At 66.9% G+C, this 18,990-nt stretch carries 13 protein-coding genes, 1 tRNA gene and 1 pseudogene; 8 read left to right on the plus strand and 7 right to left on the minus strand.

The genetic code is table 11. The features are described 5' to 3' along the window. Window positions 1-169: 169 nt before the first annotated feature. Window positions 170-337, minus strand: a complete 168-nt coding sequence (locus tag HUA76_RS39095; RefSeq protein ID WP_174458903.1) for a hypothetical protein — start codon at window positions 335-337, stop codon at window positions 170-172. Between the two features lie 878 nt (window positions 338-1,215). Here HUA76_RS39095 and HUA76_RS39100 point away from each other — a divergent pair. Both HUA76_RS39100 and HUA76_RS39105 read left to right on the plus strand, forming a co-directional pair. Continuing rightward, complete coding sequence (locus tag HUA76_RS39100) at window positions 1,216-1,536, plus strand: hypothetical protein (RefSeq protein ID WP_174458904.1); 321 nt, start codon at window positions 1,216-1,218, stop codon at window positions 1,534-1,536. A 42-nt stretch (window positions 1,537-1,578) separates the two neighbouring features. After that, a complete protein-coding gene (locus HUA76_RS39105; protein WP_174458905.1) occupies window positions 1,579-1,902 on the plus strand; it encodes a hypothetical protein in 324 nt (107 codons plus the stop codon). A 180-nt stretch (window positions 1,903-2,082) separates the two neighbouring features. On the opposite strand, the gene HUA76_RS39110 is transcribed toward HUA76_RS39105, so the two are convergent. From HUA76_RS39110 to HUA76_RS39120, 3 genes are all read right to left on the minus strand, one after another. Next, window positions 2,083-2,904, minus strand: a complete 822-nt coding sequence (locus HUA76_RS39110; RefSeq protein ID WP_174463744.1) for a hypothetical protein — start codon at window positions 2,902-2,904, stop codon at window positions 2,083-2,085. Then, window positions 2,901-3,083: a hypothetical protein gene (locus tag HUA76_RS39115; RefSeq protein WP_141649025.1), complete on the minus strand. Its 183-nt coding sequence runs from the start codon at window positions 3,081-3,083 to the stop codon at window positions 2,901-2,903. Before HUA76_RS39115 ends, HUA76_RS39110 begins: the two co-directional genes overlap by 4 nt. A gap of 285 nt (window positions 3,084-3,368) precedes the next feature. Then, entirely contained in the window at window positions 3,369-3,647 is a 279-nt protein-coding gene (locus HUA76_RS39120; protein ID WP_174463745.1) for a hypothetical protein, read from the minus strand. 164 nt (window positions 3,648-3,811) lie between these two features. Between HUA76_RS39120 and HUA76_RS39125 the strand changes: the two genes are divergently transcribed. The 3 genes and pseudogenes from HUA76_RS39125 to HUA76_RS46610 all read left to right on the plus strand — a co-directional run. Then, window positions 3,812-4,597 carry a DUF4328 domain-containing protein gene (locus HUA76_RS39125; RefSeq protein WP_174463746.1) on the plus strand — a complete coding sequence of 262 codons (786 nt, stop codon included), beginning with the start codon at window positions 3,812-3,814 and terminating at the stop codon, window positions 4,595-4,597. 970 nt (window positions 4,598-5,567) lie between these two features. Further along, window positions 5,568-6,107, plus strand: coding sequence for a hypothetical protein (locus tag HUA76_RS39130; RefSeq protein WP_174458789.1), 540 nt, complete (start codon window positions 5,568-5,570; stop codon window positions 6,105-6,107). A gap of 399 nt (window positions 6,108-6,506) precedes the next feature. Next, window positions 6,507-6,557, plus strand: a pseudogene (locus tag HUA76_RS46610) (hypothetical protein); the annotation flags it as partial. Between the two features lie 527 nt (window positions 6,558-7,084). Here the strand turns inward: HUA76_RS46610 and HUA76_RS39140 are convergent. From HUA76_RS39140 to HUA76_RS39150, 3 genes are all read right to left on the minus strand, one after another. Beyond that, window positions 7,085-7,158, minus strand: a tRNA-Arg gene (locus tag HUA76_RS39140). A gap of 118 nt (window positions 7,159-7,276) precedes the next feature. Continuing rightward, on the minus strand, window positions 7,277-12,445 hold the full coding sequence (locus tag HUA76_RS39145; RefSeq protein ID WP_174463747.1) for an Ig-like domain-containing protein: 5,169 nt from the start codon (window positions 12,443-12,445) through the stop codon (window positions 7,277-7,279). Continuing rightward, window positions 12,442-14,337, minus strand: coding sequence for an OmpA family protein (locus HUA76_RS39150; protein WP_174463748.1), 1,896 nt, complete (start codon window positions 14,335-14,337; stop codon window positions 12,442-12,444). Before HUA76_RS39150 ends, HUA76_RS39145 begins: the two co-directional genes overlap by 4 nt. A gap of 257 nt (window positions 14,338-14,594) precedes the next feature. On the opposite strand from HUA76_RS39150, the gene HUA76_RS39155 reads away from it, so the two are divergent. The 3 genes from HUA76_RS39155 to tssK all read left to right on the plus strand — a co-directional run bounded on the left by HUA76_RS39155 (window position 14,595) and on the right by tssK (window position 18,986). Beyond that, window positions 14,595-16,859 (plus strand): type VI secretion system Vgr family protein, encoded by a 2,265-nt coding sequence (locus HUA76_RS39155; RefSeq protein WP_174463749.1) that lies wholly within the window; start codon window positions 14,595-14,597, stop codon window positions 16,857-16,859. 178 nt (window positions 16,860-17,037) lie between these two features. After that, entirely contained in the window at window positions 17,038-17,622 is a 585-nt protein-coding gene (gene tssJ / locus HUA76_RS39160) for a type VI secretion system lipoprotein TssJ (protein WP_371745809.1), read from the plus strand. After that, entirely contained in the window at window positions 17,619-18,986 is a 1,368-nt protein-coding gene (tssK, locus tag HUA76_RS39165; RefSeq protein WP_174463750.1) for a type VI secretion system baseplate subunit TssK, read from the plus strand. The genes tssJ and tssK overlap by 4 nt, the downstream gene beginning before the upstream one ends. Window positions 18,987-18,990: the final 4 nt, after the last annotated feature.

Here is an 18,990-nt window from a genome sequence, read left to right on the forward strand (position 1 = left end):
CGCCACAACAAGGCTCGGGAGGCGGATGACTTGGGGATTCATGGATGGGTCCTTTGCGCAATGACTGCTCAGCCAAACAGGGACACTGCCGAACCAGGGCCACAACACGCCCAACCGCACACGTCCGCAACGCCTCCTTTCTCCCGGATCGGGACGACAGTCTTCATCCTCATTCCCAAGACAATGTTGCCTTTCGGACGGCCCACGGTTCGCTATCTCCATGTGCGGCCTCCTGCGCACAGGAGAGGATTTCGCTTGAATCGAAAGCCCGCGGCACCACCCGTGCGTCGTCCAGCTTCTTCGGGATGCTGCCTTCCGGGAACAGCAGGCGCAGCACGTGGCCTGGATTCTCTCAGCGGCAGGCGGCGCATGCCGCGCCACCATGGATTCCACGCCGACCGTCAATCCACGGAGGCAGCACCTGGTGCCACCGTGCTGACGGGAGCAGCGGCCGACCACCCGACACGAACGTGGCGAAGCACAACGGCAGGCGACAAATAGTTGACTGGAGCAACTACTCACATTCCGCCACATGGAGTTCTCGGACTTGCCGTGATGCTCTTGAATTGCGTCCGACCTCCTGGTCGATAGGCGGACGCAAACCAAAGCGGAGGCAACCATGGCTACCGTGGGACTGCGTCGTTGTGCGTTGTGGGTTGGATTCGTGTGGGTGATGGCGTGCGGAGGCCCTTTCCCTGAGGCGTCAGAGTCATCCGATGCCATCGCCCACGAGGAGATGTCCATCGAGAGCGCCGTACCTGGAGCCGAACTCGCGTGCCCACTTGAGGTCGTGGAGGCCTGCGTTCCGGGCTGGTACACCTGCGGTGTCCGCTGCTGCAACGACACCCTGTGGGACTCTCAACAACTATGTGGCAATTGCCTCACATTTGCACACCGGAGGTGCGTAGACCAGGGCGGCCCGAAGCGAGTTCGCTGGACGCCGTAGAACACCACATCCACCGCACGACCCGCCCGGACACCGCCGACCCGTGAAGTCGCGGATGGCACCTCCGGGCTGGTCATTCCACCTCCACCTGGTCACCACTGACTCCGAATGCCGTGGTGCCGGATGCCGCCTGGCCGAGATGCTGCATCGCCTGGCCCTTGCCATCAACGCGCTTCGCCTGCACGTGTCGACGCGGGAGCGCATCATTCCGACCTCCGCAGGCAGACCAGGTAGAAGCCCTGATACGGTGAGTTCGTCAGGGGGTCGGCATGGATGCATTCCCGCTGTGGTTGGGCATCACCTTGAGCGGTACCGTCATCGTCCTCGTGGGCATCATCTTCTCGGAGCGGCGCGAACAACTGCGACTCCAACGCTGGGTCCAACCGCTTCGATGTCCGGAGTGCGGTGGGGAGTTCGCCCCCCCGTCGGTTGCCCGGTCCGCTCCGCCGCGAATGACTCCTTCACACGGCGCGTCCATCCCAGAGCCTCCAGCCCTGGTCCAGGCGACGTGCGCCGCGTGCGGACTCACCGCCGTCTTCACTGAGACGGGGGAGCCGAAGCGCACGTACCGTGCGTCTCCCGCAGCCTGAGTCGCGAAGCCGCACAGAGAACCGGCCAGCCAGGAAGTGTCCATGTACGACATCCTGTATGCCTTCACGCTGTGGCTCGCGCTCACCGGCATCGGCATCCTCCTGCTGTTCGCCCTCATCGGTATCGAGAATCGCGGCTACGAAAAGGAGAGGAAGGCCCTGCTCGATTCTCTCCGCTGCATTGCCTGCGGCGGCGAGAGCGACCCTGACTCCATCTGGGGGCCCGAATCCAGTCGGGTCAAGCGGGGCATGCCACAGCCACCTCCCCAGGTCGAAATGACGTGTGCGACCTGCGGGCTCGTCGCCATTCACACCGACAAGGGGGAATACGTGCGTACTGGCTCGCTCCTCCCAGACAGGGATTGAGCAAGGTCTCTTCAGAGGGAACCTCCAGCACCGCGCGCACAGCCCACTTCCTGGACGCTCTCGCGTGACGCCGCGAGTACTCGCGCAACCCCCGCTGGTGCGCCAGCGACAGGTCAGAGCCGCCGCGACCCAGGAGGACAAGGCCGCTATCGTCCCTGCCCAGCGCGCACAGGGACTGCGTTACGGCTTTGCTCCCCGGCGCAGGTCCCGGTTTCCGCAGTCGGCCAGGTGGAACGTCCCCGGGCGGCTCATGCGGGAGACGACGCGGGCGCCGACGTATGTGGCGAAGTCCGAGGGCCCGCCGTCCCTCCGCTGCACCGAGAGGTGGGTGGTGTACGCCGTCACCATGCCGGCCCTGTCCCGCCTGTCCACCAACTCCTCGAGGAGTTCCCGGTCGCGCCGGCCCAACTCCTCGCCCGGCAACCCATCGACGTCGTCCAGCACCAGGACGCGCACCCGGGTGGCTCGCTGGAGAAGCTGGTCGTCCTCCGCCTCATCGTCGCTGACGCGCTTCAGCTGCGACCAGCGCACGAAGAACCCGGCGGACGCGTCCCACACTGGCAGATGCTGGCCACTGCGTGGCTCGTGGCGCACCGCGGAGCGGAAGAGGTGGCACGCTCCAGCTGTCTTCCCCACTCCGGTGCCGCCAGACAGCAGCAGCGTGCGCAGCCCTTCCTGTAGCACGAGCCTCGCCGCGCGGAGGGCGGCCGTCTCCAACACCTTATCCCCGGTGAAGACTTCCACTGCCTCCGACGGGGCGGCACACAGCTTCAGGTGCAGCGGCCACGCATCGGCATGGGCGACCTCGAGCCGAACCCTTTCCGCCGCCTCGGCCTGCCGCAACTCCACCTCCCGCCGCTTCCAGTCAGCCTCGAGCTGGACCAGCCCCGCCGAAGGCTGCTCACGGGCCTGGGACATGGCCTTGCGCATCAGGTCCGCCAACCGCTGAGGCCCTTGTCGCCGGGGCTCGGCCGGCGCGGTCTTCTCGTCGTCTCGGCTCACAGGCTGTCCACCACTCCTTCCTGGTAGTCACGGGGGTTGAGACATCCCCGCGTGCGCGCGGATGACGTCGACCGCATCGCGGGCGTGGTGGTGGAGTTCAACTGTTCCACCAGGTCGCCCAGGTTGTCATACCGCAGCTTGAGTCTGGCGGGGACGTCGTGCCCTCGTCGGAGCAGCACCTCGTGGACTCCGCCGCTGCCGGGGAGGGAAAGCCGCGTCCGGGTGGTTCCATCGTCGACATACTCCCAGTCACTCCAGACAGGGGGGCACGCCTGCCCCACGCCCCCCCTCGGCATATCCCCATTGCTCGGAGGCAACACCAACGACCGACTCAGCACGAATCTCAATCGTCCGGACATAGCCAGGGAACAAAGGGGACTCGGAAACATCGACGACACACATTTTCCCTTTGCTGGTCAGCAACTTGCGCCGAAGCACTTCGATTTCCATTCTGGCTATCCGCGTCAAGAGGCTGGACCTCCCAACTCCACCCTGTCTTCGCGGGAACCCTCGGTATGCACCGCCCCCTGAGCGACCGTTTCGGTCATTTGCCCGTCAGGAACCACGAACTGCACGGCGGCGCACGGACGGATGCCGCGTGTGTGTCGGAAGTACCTTGGGTGGCGGCACTCCTCAACGATGCCGCCAGCCTTCATGATCTCGTTGGTGAAGACGCCATCGCCCCATTGACAGGACCAACCCTTCACGCCTGGATGGAGGTACAGCGCCTTGCGTGTGCTCATGGATGCCCATCAATGCACGGCGCATTATTGTGTTCCAAACCCAACAGGAACCACCGAGCGGCCCCTTCCACACACCACTCACTTACAACCTCCGTCGCCCTATATGCATGATAAATGTTCGCGTCGGCGAGCCACTACTCCCACACCTCGCCGCGACCCGCCCCATGCTGACAAAATCAGACAGCCCTCCTGTCGATGCCGCATGTGCCCAGCATCCCGACCAGCTTGCCGCGGGAACCTGCATCCGCTGCGGAAGCTTCGTCTGCGAGAAGTGCCAGGAGCGCGACGCGCGAGCGTGCTCCTTCTGCCGTGCGAGCCTGAGGCAACGCCCCCTGCCCTCCTCTACCCCCTGGGCAATCGTCGCGACCTGCGGCATCGGCCTCCAAGCGGTCGCCGAGCTCGCCCACATCGCCGTGAGATTCTGGGTCTTCAGTTTCGTCCAAGCAATCGGCTACACGCGGACCGAGGCCATCTCCATCTATGCAATGAGCATCACGGCCGTGAGCATCGCCAAAGCCGTGATATGGCTGCTCAGCGCGGTCTACTTCCTGACGTGGCAGTACCGGGCGGTCCGAATCGCGGGACTGATTGATGTCAGCCAGGCCTCTCCTCGCTGGGCCATCCTGTCCTGGTTCGTCCCGGGCATGAACCTCTTCAAACCCTATCAGATTCTCCGCGACCTCTGGCTCGACCTGGGGGGCGCAGCCAGCCGAACGACCCTGATACGCGCATGGTGGTGCATAGGGCTGCTCACCTTGACGCTGGGCGTGTGGAACCAGTCGATGGTCCTCCTCGGCGAAATCGTGGGTATCAGCTTCGATGCGCTGCGCCGCACCCAAATCGCGCAGAGCGCCATGTTCCTGCTAGCGACCGTGCTGTGCGTCGGCGTTGTGGTGCGCATCCAGCGGCGGCTCGTCCAACTGAAGGCGGAGGTCCTTCGCGCCCCGTGAGAACGGCCCCCTCGCGCCCCGGGGCATGCTTCGGCCCGCAGGAGGTCCTCGGGTTGTCGTTGGCCAATGGCGCGGTGCTCGTCCACGCGCACTCGAGTCCCGGGCTCCTCCAGGCACGTCACGGCACACGTCCCTTCCTGTAGGCCGGCGTCACCAGGCCCGCCCGGGACTTCGTGGGCCCGGCCTTCGTCGCGTTCCGGACCAGCACCTCAGCCTGCCAGATTCGGTTCCGGAGGAAGTCTTCCTCGTAGACCCTGCGCCCGGGTATGGGCCGCACCGCGACGCCTCCTCCCACCATCCAAGTGACATGTCCCGCGTGCCGACTCTCCGCCATCTTCACAGAGGCGGGCGAGTTGGAGCGGACGCACCGCGACGCCGCGCGTGGAGCCTGAGCCCTGCGCAGCAGGGCCTGTGGCAGAATTTCACCGACAAGGGGAGTCCTGAATGAGCGAGGTCGACTCGACGCTGTGCCCGCGGTGCAAGGGGGAGCTAATTCCGGTGCGGCATGTTGTGTCGCCTGCAAACCCTATCCGCAACGCCGCCACCCAGACTGAAGGCGTTGTCACTGACCCGCGAACAGGGAAGGTCATGGAGCACAGGGTGCTCATCTGCGGATCATGTCCAGGTGACCTCGCACGCGACCTGGCGCTGAAGTCCAGCTATCTCCAGGAGCACTACAACCAGACCCAGCGCCGATAGCAGCGGCCTGGAGCACAGAAAGTGCACGGACGCATCTGCGACCATCGTTCTCCTCGTCTCCAGCCTCTGCGCATCCGTCATGAGAGCGGAGCCGGGCATTCTCGTCTGCCAAGAACAAGAGTGTCCGTTACGCGAGGTTGACCCTGGCATCCCAGACAGTGGTGCTCGCCCCACCTCAACACAATCATAGAGCAGTCAAGCACCACATCCTGTGCCTGACCGCTCTTGGCCGAGACTCTCCGCCAAGGACACCCCTACCCGAGGTGCAGTCATGGCAAACCAGAGAAATGCGGTTCTGTACGCGGCGGGCTGGGCATTGCTGTTGGGCGCATGTGGTCCGGCGCTCGACGACGAGGCCAGCGAGTACATCGAGCCTCCAACCGCCGAATCGCCATCTCGTGGAGACACGGTGGCCGAAGAGGACAACGCGGTGTCCCAGGCAACGTTCGGAGGGCACCTCGGAAGCGCACTGGGCTCCCCAGTAATGACTTTCAACAGCTGCACCGCCAACAACGAGTGGCGCACAACCTGTGGCTCCGGGGCGTCGCCGGATATGGCGTATACCTGGACGGTCCCCGTCACGGGAAGCTATGCCTTCTCAACTGGAGGTTCGCCGTACGACACGGTGCTGGAAATTCGCCACGCCGGGGATACGGGCGTTGTCTATGCCTGCAACGATGATCGCTCGAGCGGAGGATACACGTCGCACGTCGTTCTTCGGGATCTGCCTAAGGGCAGAAAGCTCTTGATCATCATCGATGGCTACGAGGGTGACTGTGGAGTTGGCCGTCTGAACATCGTCGGTATTTGATCCAGTCGAGGCCACGGTTGCTGCGCCGTGTGAGGCTCGTCCAGGCACGATGGGGTGCTGAGGAGAGCACCTATGCCGGTATCCACTCTGTCCCCGTGCCCCCACTCACCGCTGCCGCCTGATGCCGTTGTAGCGCAGCCCATCTGGCTGGAGCTGCTCGCCCATCACCTTGAGGACGACAGCGCCCAGGCCACGTGCCAACTTCTCGGACTCGGCCCTCCCCGGGCGACAGCACCTCGGACTTCACCGAGCCGTTCTGGACCCCTGGGCGTGATCCGCTTCAGTCGACACCAAAGAAGAGGCAGGTGCGGTGTCCCACATGAGGGAAGTAGGGAAGCCACGACGCCCCGGCTTAGCTACACGGAGGAGTTCAAGGCCGGGGCAGTGGGGCTGGTGTTGGTGGAGGGAAAGACAACGTCCCAAGTGGCGAGGGACTTGAAGCTGTCGGCGTTGAGGATGTGGGTGGACCAGGCCCGTGCAGACAAGGGCCAGGGCAAGCCCGATGCGGAGAATTCCTCGGGCTCCGGGTCCGTCGGCGTGGACAAGGAGAGGGCGTCGATCGCGAGCGCTTCGACCTGCTGCGCGAAGACCTGGTGCGCAGCCCCAGGAACGACCCGCAGGCGGCCCACGGAATCGAAGTGGGCGACGGCAACCGACGAAATGGCGGAGAGACGCTGCTCGAGCACGAAGCGCCGCGCCACCGGCGACGTCAGCAGGCCCCTCAGCCAGCCGGAGAACGCCGCCAGCAGAGGAGTCTTGGCGCTCAGGATGCGCGTTAGCCGAGCCAGGCCCGGAAGAAGGGCGGCTCATCGCACACCCTCCACCGCACATGGAACATGCGTCACCGCTCTCCCCTTGACCAGATTGGCGGTCAGAGAGCGGCTCAAGTGGGCAACAGGTGGGCGGGGTACCGGAGCGGGGGTCAGGGCCCGAGATGCTCGGGAAAAATCCCCAAGCATCCCGGGCGCTTCCCTCTGCGCGCGATACAGGATTCGAACCTGTGGCCTTTGGCTCCGGAGGCCAACGCTCTATCCAGCTGAGCTAATCGCGCAGAACCGCTACAGCGAGGGCACAAGTAGCCGAACTCCCCGGCCGACGCAAGCCCGCATTCCGCCCAGGGCTGACGGGAGGACACCCCACCGCAGGGGTCCCCCGCCCGCCCAGGCGCCTCAGCTCGCCCTGCGACGCCGGCCCACCAGCAGGACCAGCGCCCCCAGGCCCAGGAGGACGAGCGATGAGCCCCCTCCCTCGCCCGCCGAGGCACAGCTCAAGCCACCGCCTCGGGCATCAATCTCCAGCGACGGATCCAGCACGAAGTTGACCACGGAGGACTGCACCGAAACGTTCCCCGCGTCATCCGTCGCCACCAGCGTCACCGTATGGCTGCCGTAGTCCAGCTCGTTGCGAGGAACGAAGCGCCAATCACCGCTCGCGTCCGCCCGGACCTCACCGGTCTTCACGCCATCCACCAGGACGGAGACCATCGTCCCGGCATCCGCGTCGCCCTGGAACGTGGGCGTCCGCACCGACAGGATGTCGTTCACCCGAGGAACGGACAGCGAGGGCGCCCCAGGGGCCTTCAGGTCCACCTTCCAGCGGAACTCGGCGGGAGTGGGGTCCTCGTTGCTCGCCGGATCCCGCGTCTTCACCCGCAGGACATACTCAGTCTCTTCCGCATCCTCCCGGCCCAGTCCCGTCAGCCGGTACTCCGAGGGGTTGCAGCTCACGAAGTCCGCCCCATCCAGGCTGCAGAAGTACTGCATCTCCAGCTCGTCTCTGTCCTGGAACGACCCAAACGAGAAGACCGCTTCCACGGAGTTGGAGAGTTCCTTCGGCTTCGTCTCGATGCTGGTGTCCGGCGTTTTCGTATCGCTGGTCCACGAATGCGTCACATACAAACGCTCGAGCGTGAGGTTCCCCGCGATGTCCTTGCCCCTGATCGTCAGTGTGTGGGCCCCATCGCCGATATTGGGCCGGGTCAGCGGGCTCGAACAGGGCGTGAAAAGCGGCGTGTCGAGCGCGCATTCATACGTCTCCAGCACCTCCGACGTCTCGAATTGGAAGGTGTAGCCCGGCACGTTCGTCAACGTGGGAGGTCCCGAGAGAATCGACACCACGGGTTCATCGACATCCACGATCAGGGTGTAGGGCGCGGAGACCGGTCCCAGATTCGTCGCCAGGTCGGTGAGCGTGGCGGTGATGATGTACTGACCGCTGAGCAAGTCGAACGGGGGCGTGAAGCTCCATGTCGCGCCCGTGGCTTTAGCAGTCCCCCAGAACACACCATCCTTGTAGAGCGTGATGGTCCCCTCCTCCGGGGTCTCGCCCTGGATGCCAGGCTTCTCCTGGTTGGTGGGGTGGTTGGCCCTGGGAGCCGTCACCGAGGGAGCCGTCGGAGCCGTGCGATCCACTTTCCAGCTGAGAGAGGCTGGAATGCCATCCCGCTCCCCCGCGAAGACAGCGCGAACCGAGAGCGTGTAGATATTGTCCGGCAGACCTTCGTAACGGGCGACATCGTAGTCGTCACCAGGCCCCTTGGGACACGGAGCGAAGTCCGGGGGAGGGTTGTCCGGGTTGATGGACTTCTCGAGCTTGCACTCGAAGTCCACCACGCCCTTGTTCGACCACAGCGAGAAGATGGCCTCCGCCTTGTTGGTGAGTCCTCCGTCAGCAACGGGGCCCTCGAGGATCAAGGTATCCACCGCGCCGGTGCTGATGCTCCACGTGTGGGACGCCGGCGAGTCGTCCCGGTTGCCCGCCGCATCTACGGCGCGAATCAGCAGCGTCTGAGAACCGTCACGCAGGTTGGACTTCTGGATGAAGCTCTCATCCACTTCCGGCCCCGGAGGAGGACGCTCGCACGGGGTGAATACCTGCTCATCGTCCTCCGGATGCCCCGGTTCCTCTTCTTCCGTTTTGTAGATGTGCCGACACTCGTAGGTCAGCGCTTCAGGCCACGCGAGTCGGAACTCGGCCGTGGTGTCACCGACACGAAGGTCCGGAGCTTCGAGGATGGTCGTCTCCGGCTTCGTCACGTCCACGATGAACGACACCGGGTCCGAGTCCATGAAGCGCCCCGCACCATCCGTCGAGCGGACGAACACCGTGTTGGGCCCCTCATTCAGCGGCGTGGTGCGCAGGTAGGTCCACTGGCCGCCAGGTCCCACGCTCACCGTGACGGGCTCCGGCAGCGGTCCGAAATAGACCTGCACCGAGGTTCCCAACTCCGCGGTACCAGTCAACACGGGATACTGGGTGTTCACATACGTGCCGAGCGGCGCCACGATGGGCTTCGCCGGGTCCTTCCGGTCCACATGGAACGTGAGCGTGCCGGAGAACGCGCTGACGTTGCCCGCCGGGTCCTTCGACATGGCGCGAACCCAGTGGAAGCCATCATCCGCGGGCGACGGTGAATACGTCACCGACCAGGCCCCTGACGCATTCACCGTGGCCGGCGGCAACACCACCGAGTCATCCACATACACCGTCACTTCGGTGTTGGGGTTGAGCCCCACCGTGGACTCGAGCACACCGTCCAGAGTGATGGGCACAGCGGTGTAGTGCTCGCCCAGGATATCTGGATTGAGCACGGGGCGCGCGGGCGCCACCGTGTCCACGGTGATGCCCACGTCCGAGGACTCCACGAAGTTCCCCGCCGCATCGGTCGCCCGAGCGCGAAGGATGTAGCGCTCCTGGTCCAGCGCGGCGGGCACGACACTCCAATTTCCCGAGGGGCTGCTGGCCACCGTGCTCAAGGTCTGCAGTGTGGTGCCCGAACTCGTCAACCGCACGGTGACCACCACGCGTGCTCCCGCCTCCGTCGTCCCGGCGATTGTCGGCGTGAGCTCGCGCACCGCGCCCGCGCTCGGGGACGTCACCTGGATGGACGAGGGGGCCGCGAGGTCCACCCGCCATGCGTGCCCGATGGGCGACGGGTCCACGTTGCCCGCGGCATCGACCGCGCGCACATGGAACTGATGGGGGCCAGACGTCAGCCCCGTGAACGTGCGACTGCCCGTTCCCGTCCCGGGACATGGCGTCGAGGTGAAGTTGAGGCCGTCGACGGAGCACTGGAACGTCGCCGTGGAGTCATCCGGGCTCTGATAGTCGAAGAGCGCGCTCGACGAGTTGCTGTCGGCCGCGGGCACCGCGGTGAAGGATGTGTCGGGAGCGAGGGTGTCCACGCGCCACGCGCGCGACGCGGGGCTCGGGTCCGGCGTCCCCGCCGCGCTGTAGGCCGTCACCTCCAGCGTGTGGGCACCTTCGTCCAGGTTCGTATAGGTCTGGGTCGGACCGCAGGCCGTGGCCGGGCCAACGTCCAGCAAGCACTGGTACGTGACCCCACCCGTGAAGGTGAAGACCGCGGTCTTCGAGCTCGTCGGAGCGCCCGGGGGACTGGCAACGGGCCCCCCCGTGATGGCGGTGTTGGGGACGGAGGTGTCCACCTTCCAGGTGTAGCTCTTCGGGTTCGGGTCCTGATTGCCCGCTTCATCGATGGCGTAGACCGTCAGCCGGTGGTCCCCGTTGCCGAGCGCGCCGGACGAATACGAGGCCGGGCATGGACCGAAGGCCGCATCCCCCAGCGGCGGCGTACTGTCCAGCGCACAGCGATAGCTGGACGTCTCCGTCGAGGTGAAGGTGAAGTTCGCGACCGTGGCGCTGGAGATCGGAGGAACCCCATTGGGCGTGAGCGTCGTCGTCGGAGGGACGTTGTCGAAGGTGAAGTTGAACTCCGTGCCGATGGCGCTGTAGGCACCGAGGAACCCGGCTTGCGCCGCGACGCGATAGGCCGTGCCAGGGGTGCTGCTCGGGGGCACGAACGAGTAGACGAAGTCCTTGAGGCTGTCCGATGCCGTCCTCCCCCAATACGTGTACGTGAGGTTCGGGGTCGTGTTGGTGACTTCGTAGAGGATGACCTCCGACAGGCCCTGCTCCGTCGTTCCCCTCAGCAAGGGATTGTTCGTCCGAGCAGGCGGCGGCAGCGGGGTGAGCCCCGGAGCGGCGGGCGTGGTGAAGGCCGTGTCCACGAGGGTGACGGTGCCTCCATGATTCAGAGCGGTGGTCGCGTCATTGGGCATCGCGCCGTCGGTGGTGGCCCCAGGGGCCGTGCCCTGGGTTCCCGCCATGCCCGAGGGAGTGGTGGGGAGACAGGAAGGCCCTCCTGAAGCCTGGAAGAACACACGCCCTCCGCCACCTCCACCTCCGGGCCCGGCCACGCCGACAGCGCCATTGCCACCCGCGGCACGCACCGTGTTCGGGTTACACGCCGCGCTGCCCGCGAAGCGCAGGTGCAGGGTGCCACCGGCTCCGCCGCCATGGCCGACATCCAGTCCCGTGGTCGCCACGGCACTCTCCCCAGAGGCCAGGATGCTTCCAGTCCCCGAGAGCGAAGTGGCTCGGATGAAGATGATGCCACCGCCTTGCCCACCTGCCCCCGTCATCAGGGCGCTCTGGGCATGCCCACTGCCTCCGCCGCCACCAAACGTGAGGAAGCTCAAGGACGAACCACTGAGCGCCGCGCCACCAGCTCCCCCCGGATTGTCGCCCTCGTTCCGTCCCCCCACGCCACCGGGCCCGCCTCCGCCTCCGCCTCCGCCTCCGCCTCCGCGACAGGAGCCCCCGCCTCCACCATTCGTGGAGTTGTCGCGCGAGTCCCCCGGTGCGGGAACCACGTCCTCGCCCCGGCGTCCCGTATTGCCCAGGTCCGAGCCCGCGCAACCGCCGTTCGCATCACCGGCGAAGGTGGCGCCCTGAAGGCCGAGCCCTGTTGCTTGAATCGTTCCGTTGTTGATGAGCGGGCCATTGGCCAGGAACGCCAGCACGCCGCCCGAGCTCCCGTTCCACTTGTCCGCAGTGACGGTGACGGTCGAGTTGACGGTGACCGCTCCGTAGCGAGGCACAGTGACCACCTGCGCGCCCGCGCTCTTGTAGCTGTGCACCAGGGGCGCGGTGAGCGTCAGCGAAGTCGACGTGGGGCCCCCGGTCTTGATCTGCGCGAACTCCCAATGTCCCACGGTGGGCGTCGCACCGGCCGACAAGTCCACCGGAGTGCTCGTGCCTGGCGCGGGCGCGGGGCTCAACCCGGTGGTCTGGATGACCATCACCAGGTTGGTGTTGGCGAGCTCCGGGAGCGCCCCGAGCAGCACCAGCGTGTCCGTCCCCGCGTTGGCATTGGCGTTGAGCTTCGTATGACTGTTGATCTTGTGCGAAGAGCCCGCCGTGGAGAAGACCCTCGCCGTGCCTCCACCGCCCAGCCCGAACCGGTCCCGTTCCGCGCTCGCGGTGCCGCACAGCAACAGCACGCCCCACAACAGCGCTCGCATCAGCAGCGTCCTCATTGGCGCACGTCTCCTGGCTTCGCGGCCCCATCGGCGGGGAGCGCTCCTCGCGACTCCTGTGGGTCGATGAACTTGAACTCGATGCGACGGTTCTCTTCGCGGTCCTGATACGTGTTTTCGGGGAACACCTTCGGCTTGGTCTTCCCGAAGCCCACGGCCATCAACCGGTCCGCCGGAGCCCCTTTGCTGATGAGGTACTGGCGCACCGCATCCGCGCGGGCCTGCGACAGTCGCCGGCTGGCATCCAGGGGCGAGCGCAGGTCCGTGTGCCCACCCACCACCACCATGGGCAGCTCCGGGTGCTCCCTCACGATGCGCGCCACCCAGTTGAGCTGCTCGAGCGAGCGGCTCTGGATGACCACGCCCGAGGCCTCGAAGTAGATCCGCTCGAACAGCTCCAGGTGGCCCGGTTTGATCTCCACCAGCGGCGGCACGTTCGCGGGGCAGCCCAGGTTGTTCGCCGCGCCCACGTCCTTCACGCAGCTGTCCAACCTGTTGGGCACGCCGTCCTTGTCCGAGTCCATCTCCGGGCAGCCCTTGCGCTCCGGCGGCCCAGGCTCGTTGGGACACTCGTCGTTGTCGTTCACGATGCCGTCCTTGTCGAAGTCGACCACCGGGCAGCCCTCGTTGTCCGCCGGCCCCGCGTGCTCCGGGCATCGGTCCTTGCTGTCCTCGACCTCGTCCTTGTCCTTGTCATCCATGGGGCAGCCATTGCGCGCGGGAGGGCCGTTCAGGTCCGGGCACTCGTCGAGCGTGTCCTCGATGCCATCTCCATCCGAGTCCTTCGCCGAGCAGCCTCCGCGCGCCGCGTCTCCGGCCACCAGCGGACAGCGGTCCACGCTGTTGATGATGCCGTCCCCATCCTCGTCGGAGCCGGGGCACTCCTGGATGGGGTCCGTCAGCGTCTTCACCAACCCCGGCTCGCAGCGCACCGACGACTCACCGGGCCCGCGCGTCGGCACCACCTTGCCGAACGCGCCGCCCACCATCAGCCGGAACAGCGGCGTCCCCGGGGCCGAGCCCACACCCATGCCCGCCAGGGCGAAGAGCTCCAGCGACGGACTCGCCAGGTAGCGCGCCCCCGGCAAGAGCTCCACCGCGCCGGGCTGGTCCGTCAGGGGCAGCATCGCGCGCACGTTCAGCTCCCAGCGCAGCCGCTTGCCCGTCGTGGAGAGCGCCGCGCCCACGCGCACCTCGTGCCCCACCTCGTCCTCCAGGTCGCCCACGCGCTCGGTCAGCAGCATCTTCTCCCGCTGGACGTAGCCGACCTCCAAGCCCGCGCGGATGCGCCCGAAGTGCCGCCCCAGCATCAGCCGGGGCGACAGCCGCACCGAGCCATCATCCCGCGAAAACCCCTCCGCGCTGCCCAGGGGAACACCCACCCCCAGCTCCGCCGCGAGGTCCAGCACGCCCGACGACTCCTGCGTCAGGAGCCCCACCCGACCGCTCAGCGATGGCGTGGAGAGCGTCTGCGCGCGCGGCTCCGGGATGCCCGCACCCGCCAACCCGGTGCTGTTGCCACCCTGAAACGCCACCAGCGGCACCTGCAACCCCACCTGCAACCAACTCAAGGGCGCATAGGCCGCGGCCATGTGCGCCGTCGCGCGGCTGCCCACGACGGCGAGCTTCTTCCCGGTGTTCATGTACACCAGCGGCTCGTGGGCGTACTGCATCGCGACCGTGGCTCGGAAGTCACCCGCTGGAAGCAGCTCACCCAGGCCCACGAGCAGCGCGCCTTCCGCGCCAGGATTCAGCTCCAGCCGCTCCAGGTCGAACCCCCTCAGGGGCGACGCATTGGGGACGGGGGGCACGTCGTCCTGGGCCCCGGCGCTCGCGGACGCCAGCGCGAACGCAAACGCGAGCACGCCTCGCAGCAGCCTGCTTCGTCTCATGATTCTCCCGGATGAATGGCGTGTGGGTAACCCGGAGCCGTCCCACGTTTCAAGCCGGCCCCCCGCGTTCACTCTACACCAGATGCCCCCCTCCACTGGCCAGCCCGCACCCATCGGGTCGCCCGGCGCGCGAGGGCCGAGACAACGCTGTCACTGAAATCTCAGACCAGGGATTCCCGCCCGGTCAATTCGTGGCATGCTGGCGCATCACTCACCTCCCCGCGGCTCGCGCGGGGTCTGGCGCCGGGGGCACTCTGATGATCGCGAACGCCGCGTTGCTCGCGAACCAGGCCGAGTTCGAATTCGAGGCAGGTTCGTTCACGGCCGCGGAGCTGGCGGTGCTCGGCTTCGAGGCCGAGGAGACGCTCTCCCAGCCCTACACCGTCGAAGTCGCCCTCGCCGTCCGGCCCGACCTCGAGGTGGAGGAGAAGCTGCTGCTGGGCAAGGACGCGCGGCTGACGGTGATGCTCGGAGACGGCACCGCCCGCTTCTTCCAGGGCGTCGTCGCGCGGATGACCCGCTGGGACGAAGGCAGCGGCCCCGAGCGCCGTCGCTACCGCGTCACCGTCGTGCCGCGCCTGTGGACGCTGCGCCACCGCCGCAAGAGCCGCATCTTCCAGGAGCTGACCGTTCCGCAGATCGTCCACAAGGTCCTGGACGAGGCCAAGGTCGAACACCGCCTGGCCCTCACCGGAACCTACCCGGTGCGCGACTACTGCGTGCAGTACCGCGAGTCGGACCTGGACTTCGTCTCGCGGCTCCTCGAGGAGGAAGGCATCTTCTACTTCTTCGAGCACGCCGAGAGCTCACACATGATGGTGCTGGGGGACGGCTCGTCGGCCAATCCCTCCATGCAGGGTGAGTCCAAGCTCGTCTTCCGCGAGCGCTCGCACATGATCGCCTCGCAGGAGTACGTGCACGAGCTGGTGGCGCGCACCGAGGTCCAGCCCGGCGTCGTCGCGCTGCGCGACTACAACTTCCTGCGGCCGGCCCAGATGCTGGGCGCGGAGGCGGAGGCGGACGACGGAGAGACGGCGCTGGAGATCTACGACTATCCCGGCCGCTACGAGGAGCCGGGCCCCGGCCGAAACCTGGCCCAGGTGCGCCTGGAGGAATTGCGCGCGCGCACCCAGACGGTGACGGGCGCCAGCTACAGCCGCCGAATCTGTCCCGGCCACGTCTTCGAGCTGGCCGAGCACCCCGACACCGCCGTCAACCGCAAGTACCTGCCCATCTCCGTGCGACACACCGGCCATCAGTCGGAGGCGGTGAGCATCGACCAGTCCACGCTGCGCTCGCGCGAGGGCTACCGCAACGAGTTCCTCTGCCAGCCCGCGGACGTGCCCTTCCGGCCGTCTCGCGTGACGCCCCGCCCCGTCATCCCCGGCGCGCAGACCGCGCGCGTCGTGGGCCCCGCGGGCGAGGAGATCCACACCGACGAGCATGGCCGCATCAAGGTCCAGTTCCACTGGGACCGCGAGGGCAAGGCCAACGACAAGAGCTCCTGCTGGATTCGCGTCAGCCAGGCCTGGGCGGGTCCGGGCTGGGGCGCGCTGTACCTGCCGCGCATCGGCCACGAAGTGGTGGTGGAGTTCCTGGAAGGAGACCCGGACCGCCCGCTCGTCACCGGCAGCGTCTACAACGGGCAGAATCCGCCGCCCATCGACCTGCCCGGCAGCAAGACGCAGAGCACCCTGCGCTCCAGCTCCAGCCCTGGCGGTGACGGCTCCAACGAGCTGCGCTTCGAGGACGCGGCGGGCTCGGAGCTCGTGTATCTGCACGCGCAGAAGGACTTCAACGTCGTCGTGGAGAACGACAAGACGCAGGAGGTCCGCGGCAACGAGACGTTGCTGGTGAAGAAGGACCGCGCCCGCGTCATCGAGGGCAACCAGTCCCTCGAGGTGAAGAAGGACGACGACAGCACCATCAGCGGCAACCAGTCCCTGGCCGTCACCGGAAACCGCTCCACGACGGTGGCGGGCAATCACACCGAGTCCGTCAAGGGTGACCAGTCCATTGGCGTCAGCAGCAGCCAGAGCCTGTCGGTCAGCCTGGCGTCGGCGGAGACGGTGGGCCTGGGGAAGATGCTCACCGTGGGCGGAGCGCTCGCCATCAGCGTGGGCGCCGCCTTCAACGAACTGGTGGGCGGCGTCAAATCCGAGCAGGTGGGCGGCGCCAAGGTGGAAGTCGTTGGCGCGAAGAAGTCCGAGTCCGTCAAGGGCGCCCGCTCCACGCAGGTGGGCGGGGACCTGTCGGAAGAGATTGGCAAGTCCCGGACGCTGAAGGTGGACAAGGACCTCATGGTCAGCGTCGGTGGCAAATCCAATCACGTCACCAAGGACGCCTACGTTCTGCAGGCCAAGGAAATCGCCCTGGTCGCCGAGGAGCAGTTCACCCTCAAGGTCGGCTCCGCCACGTTGCAGGTGAAGAAGAACGGGGACGTCGTCATCAAGGGCGCGAAGATTGAAGTCACCGGCAGCGGCGACGTCATCATCAAGGGCTCTAAGATCTGCGAAAACTAGGCCGGTCCAGGCAGACCCCGGGGGGGGGTGGCTTGAAACAGGTCCACTGTGTCTGGCACTTTACGCTTCGCACGGAACCGACGACGGGGCCGGGCCCTCAAAAAGGAATGTGAATTTGGCGCTAGGACACACTGGCGCCGGTGCGGCGGGGGTGGCCGGCCGGTGCCTTCGGTGGGGTGTGGTCGCCGCGCAGGCGCTGGGCATGAGCGTGGGAGCGGGCTGCGCGAAGCGCGTGCCCTTCTCCTGTGAGACACCGCCACCGTTCCAGGTGGTGGTGGACGCGGCCGAGCAGCTCAACCCGGACTCCAAGGGCCGCTCGTTGCCCACCGTGGTCCAGATTGTCCAGCTCAAGGACAGCGTGAAGCTGGAGCGCGCGGGCTTTCGAGACTTGTGGGGCAAGCCCGAGGTCCTGCTGAAGGATGACCTGCTGCAGGTGGCCGAGGTGGTGGTGGCGCCCGGTACGCAGGAGAAGCGCTGGATACAGCGGGACCCGAAGGCGCGCTTCGTGCTCGCCATGGGCCTGTTCCGACAGCCACTGGGTTACTCCTGGCGCGCGGTGGCGACCTTGCCCGTGGTGCAGGAGTCGCGCTGCGTGGAGCGTCCCGCCGGAGACCAGGGTCCGCCGCAGGAGGACGACGAGGTCTTCCGCTACCGGCTCCAGGGCTATCAGATCGACTTGATGTTCCGGCCCCTCAGCGTGGCGCCGGAGCGACACAACAACCCCGAATCCGGCGACCGAGAGTCGCCCCGGAGAGGCGCATGAAGTCCGCGCAGCGCGTCGTGTGGTCCGAGGGCATGTTCATGAGCCCCCACCACCTCCAGCAACAAGACCTCTATCACGAGCAGCTCTTGGAGAACCGGCTGGGGGCCTTGGAACCCTATCCGTGGGGCGTGGTGGCCATGGAGCTGGACCAGGAGGCGCTGCGCGCCGGCCAGGTGCAGTTGTCGAACTTCGTCGGCGTGCTGCCAGACGGGTTGACGGTGTCCTTCGAGTCCGGAGACGCCGAGGCCCCCTCCGCGCGCCCCGCCGAGGGCTACTTCCCTCCCGCGCAGCGCACCCTGGACGTGTACCTGGGCGTGCCGCGCGAGCGCAGCGGCGTGGAGAGCTACGGCAGCGGGGAGCGCATCGGTGGCAGCCCGCGTTACACGCCCGTCACGCGGCCCATCAGCGACCTGACGGCGTCCACGTCCATCTCCCAGGTGGGCTTCGGCCAGCGCAACGTGCGGCTCTTGTTCGGCACCGAGCCGCGCGACGACTTCGAGGCCATCAAGCTGTTCGAGCTGACGCGGGACAAGTCCGGCAGCCTGGCCGTGGTGGACGCCTATGTCCCGCCCTGCCTTCGCATCGACGCGGCGCCCTACATCATGGGCGAGCTGCGCACGCTCTTGCGGCTGATGGTCTCCAAGCAGCGCCAGCTCGCCTCGCGCCGCCGGCACCGGGATGCGTCCGCGCTGGAGTTCACCGCGGGCGACGTGACGCTCTTCCTGGAGCTCAACGCCCTCAACGGCACCATCCCCTTCCTCCAGCACGCGCTGGACGCGGGCAACCTGCGGCCCCGGGATTTGTACCTCACGCTGGTGCAGTGCGCCGGCCAGCTGTGCACCTTCTCCTCCAGCGCGGACCCCACGACGCTGCCGTCCTTCCAGTTCACGAACCTGAGGGCGACGTTCGAGGAGCTGTTCCGCCGCCTGTCGGAGCTGATGCGCTCGGTGGCGCTGGAGCAGTGCCTGACGGTGGACCTCTCCGCGGGCTCGGACGGCATGTTCCGGGGGAAGCTGGAGGACGAACGGCTGGAGCGCTGCGGCGCCTTCCTGCTGGCGGTGAGGAGCGATTTGCCCGAGCGCGTCGTCGCCGAGCAGTTCCCCAAGCTCACCAAGGTGGCCTGCTGGGATGACATCCCGGGCCTCGTCCGCGCCGCCGCGCCCGGGGTGCCGCTGGCCGTCACGTACCGCCCGCCGCCGGAAGTCCCGGTGCAGCCGGGCACCGTGTACTTCAGCCTCTCGATGAATGACGGCTACTGGAAGAACGTGATGAGGGATCACAACCTCGCGCTCTATCTGCCACAGCCGTTCGACGCGGCCCGAACGACCGTGGAGCTGCTCGCGGTCCCCACCGCCAATCGCTGACGCG

It is taken from the genome of Myxococcus sp. CA056 (assembly GCF_013336715.1).
Lineage (GTDB): Bacteria > Myxococcota > Myxococcia > Myxococcales > Myxococcaceae > Myxococcus > Myxococcus llanfairpwllgwyngyllgogerychwyrndrobwllllantysiliogogogochensis.

Excerpts from the sequence above, each read along its gene's own strand:
- tssK (WP_174463750.1), top strand. The coding sequence starts at position 17,619 with ATGAAGTCCGCGCAGCGCGTCGTGTGGTCCGAGGGCATGTTCATGAGC.
- HUA76_RS39150 (WP_174463748.1), bottom strand. The coding sequence starts at position 14,337 with ATGAGACGAAGCAGGCTGCTGCGAGGCGTGCTCGCGTTTGCGTTCGCG.
- HUA76_RS39145 (WP_174463747.1), bottom strand. The coding sequence starts at position 12,445 with ATGAGGACGCTGCTGATGCGAGCGCTGTTGTGGGGCGTGCTGTTGCTG.
- HUA76_RS39105 (WP_174458905.1), top strand. The coding sequence starts at position 1,579 with ATGTACGACATCCTGTATGCCTTCACGCTGTGGCTCGCGCTCACCGGC.
- HUA76_RS39130 (WP_174458789.1), top strand. The coding sequence starts at position 5,568 with ATGGCAAACCAGAGAAATGCGGTTCTGTACGCGGCGGGCTGGGCATTG.
- HUA76_RS39155 (WP_174463749.1), top strand. The coding sequence starts at position 14,595 with ATGATCGCGAACGCCGCGTTGCTCGCGAACCAGGCCGAGTTCGAATTC.
- HUA76_RS39100 (WP_174458904.1), top strand. The coding sequence starts at position 1,216 with ATGGATGCATTCCCGCTGTGGTTGGGCATCACCTTGAGCGGTACCGTC.
- HUA76_RS39120 (WP_174463745.1), bottom strand. The coding sequence starts at position 3,647 with ATGAGCACACGCAAGGCGCTGTACCTCCATCCAGGCGTGAAGGGTTGG.
- HUA76_RS39125 (WP_174463746.1), top strand. The coding sequence starts at position 3,812 with ATGCTGACAAAATCAGACAGCCCTCCTGTCGATGCCGCATGTGCCCAG.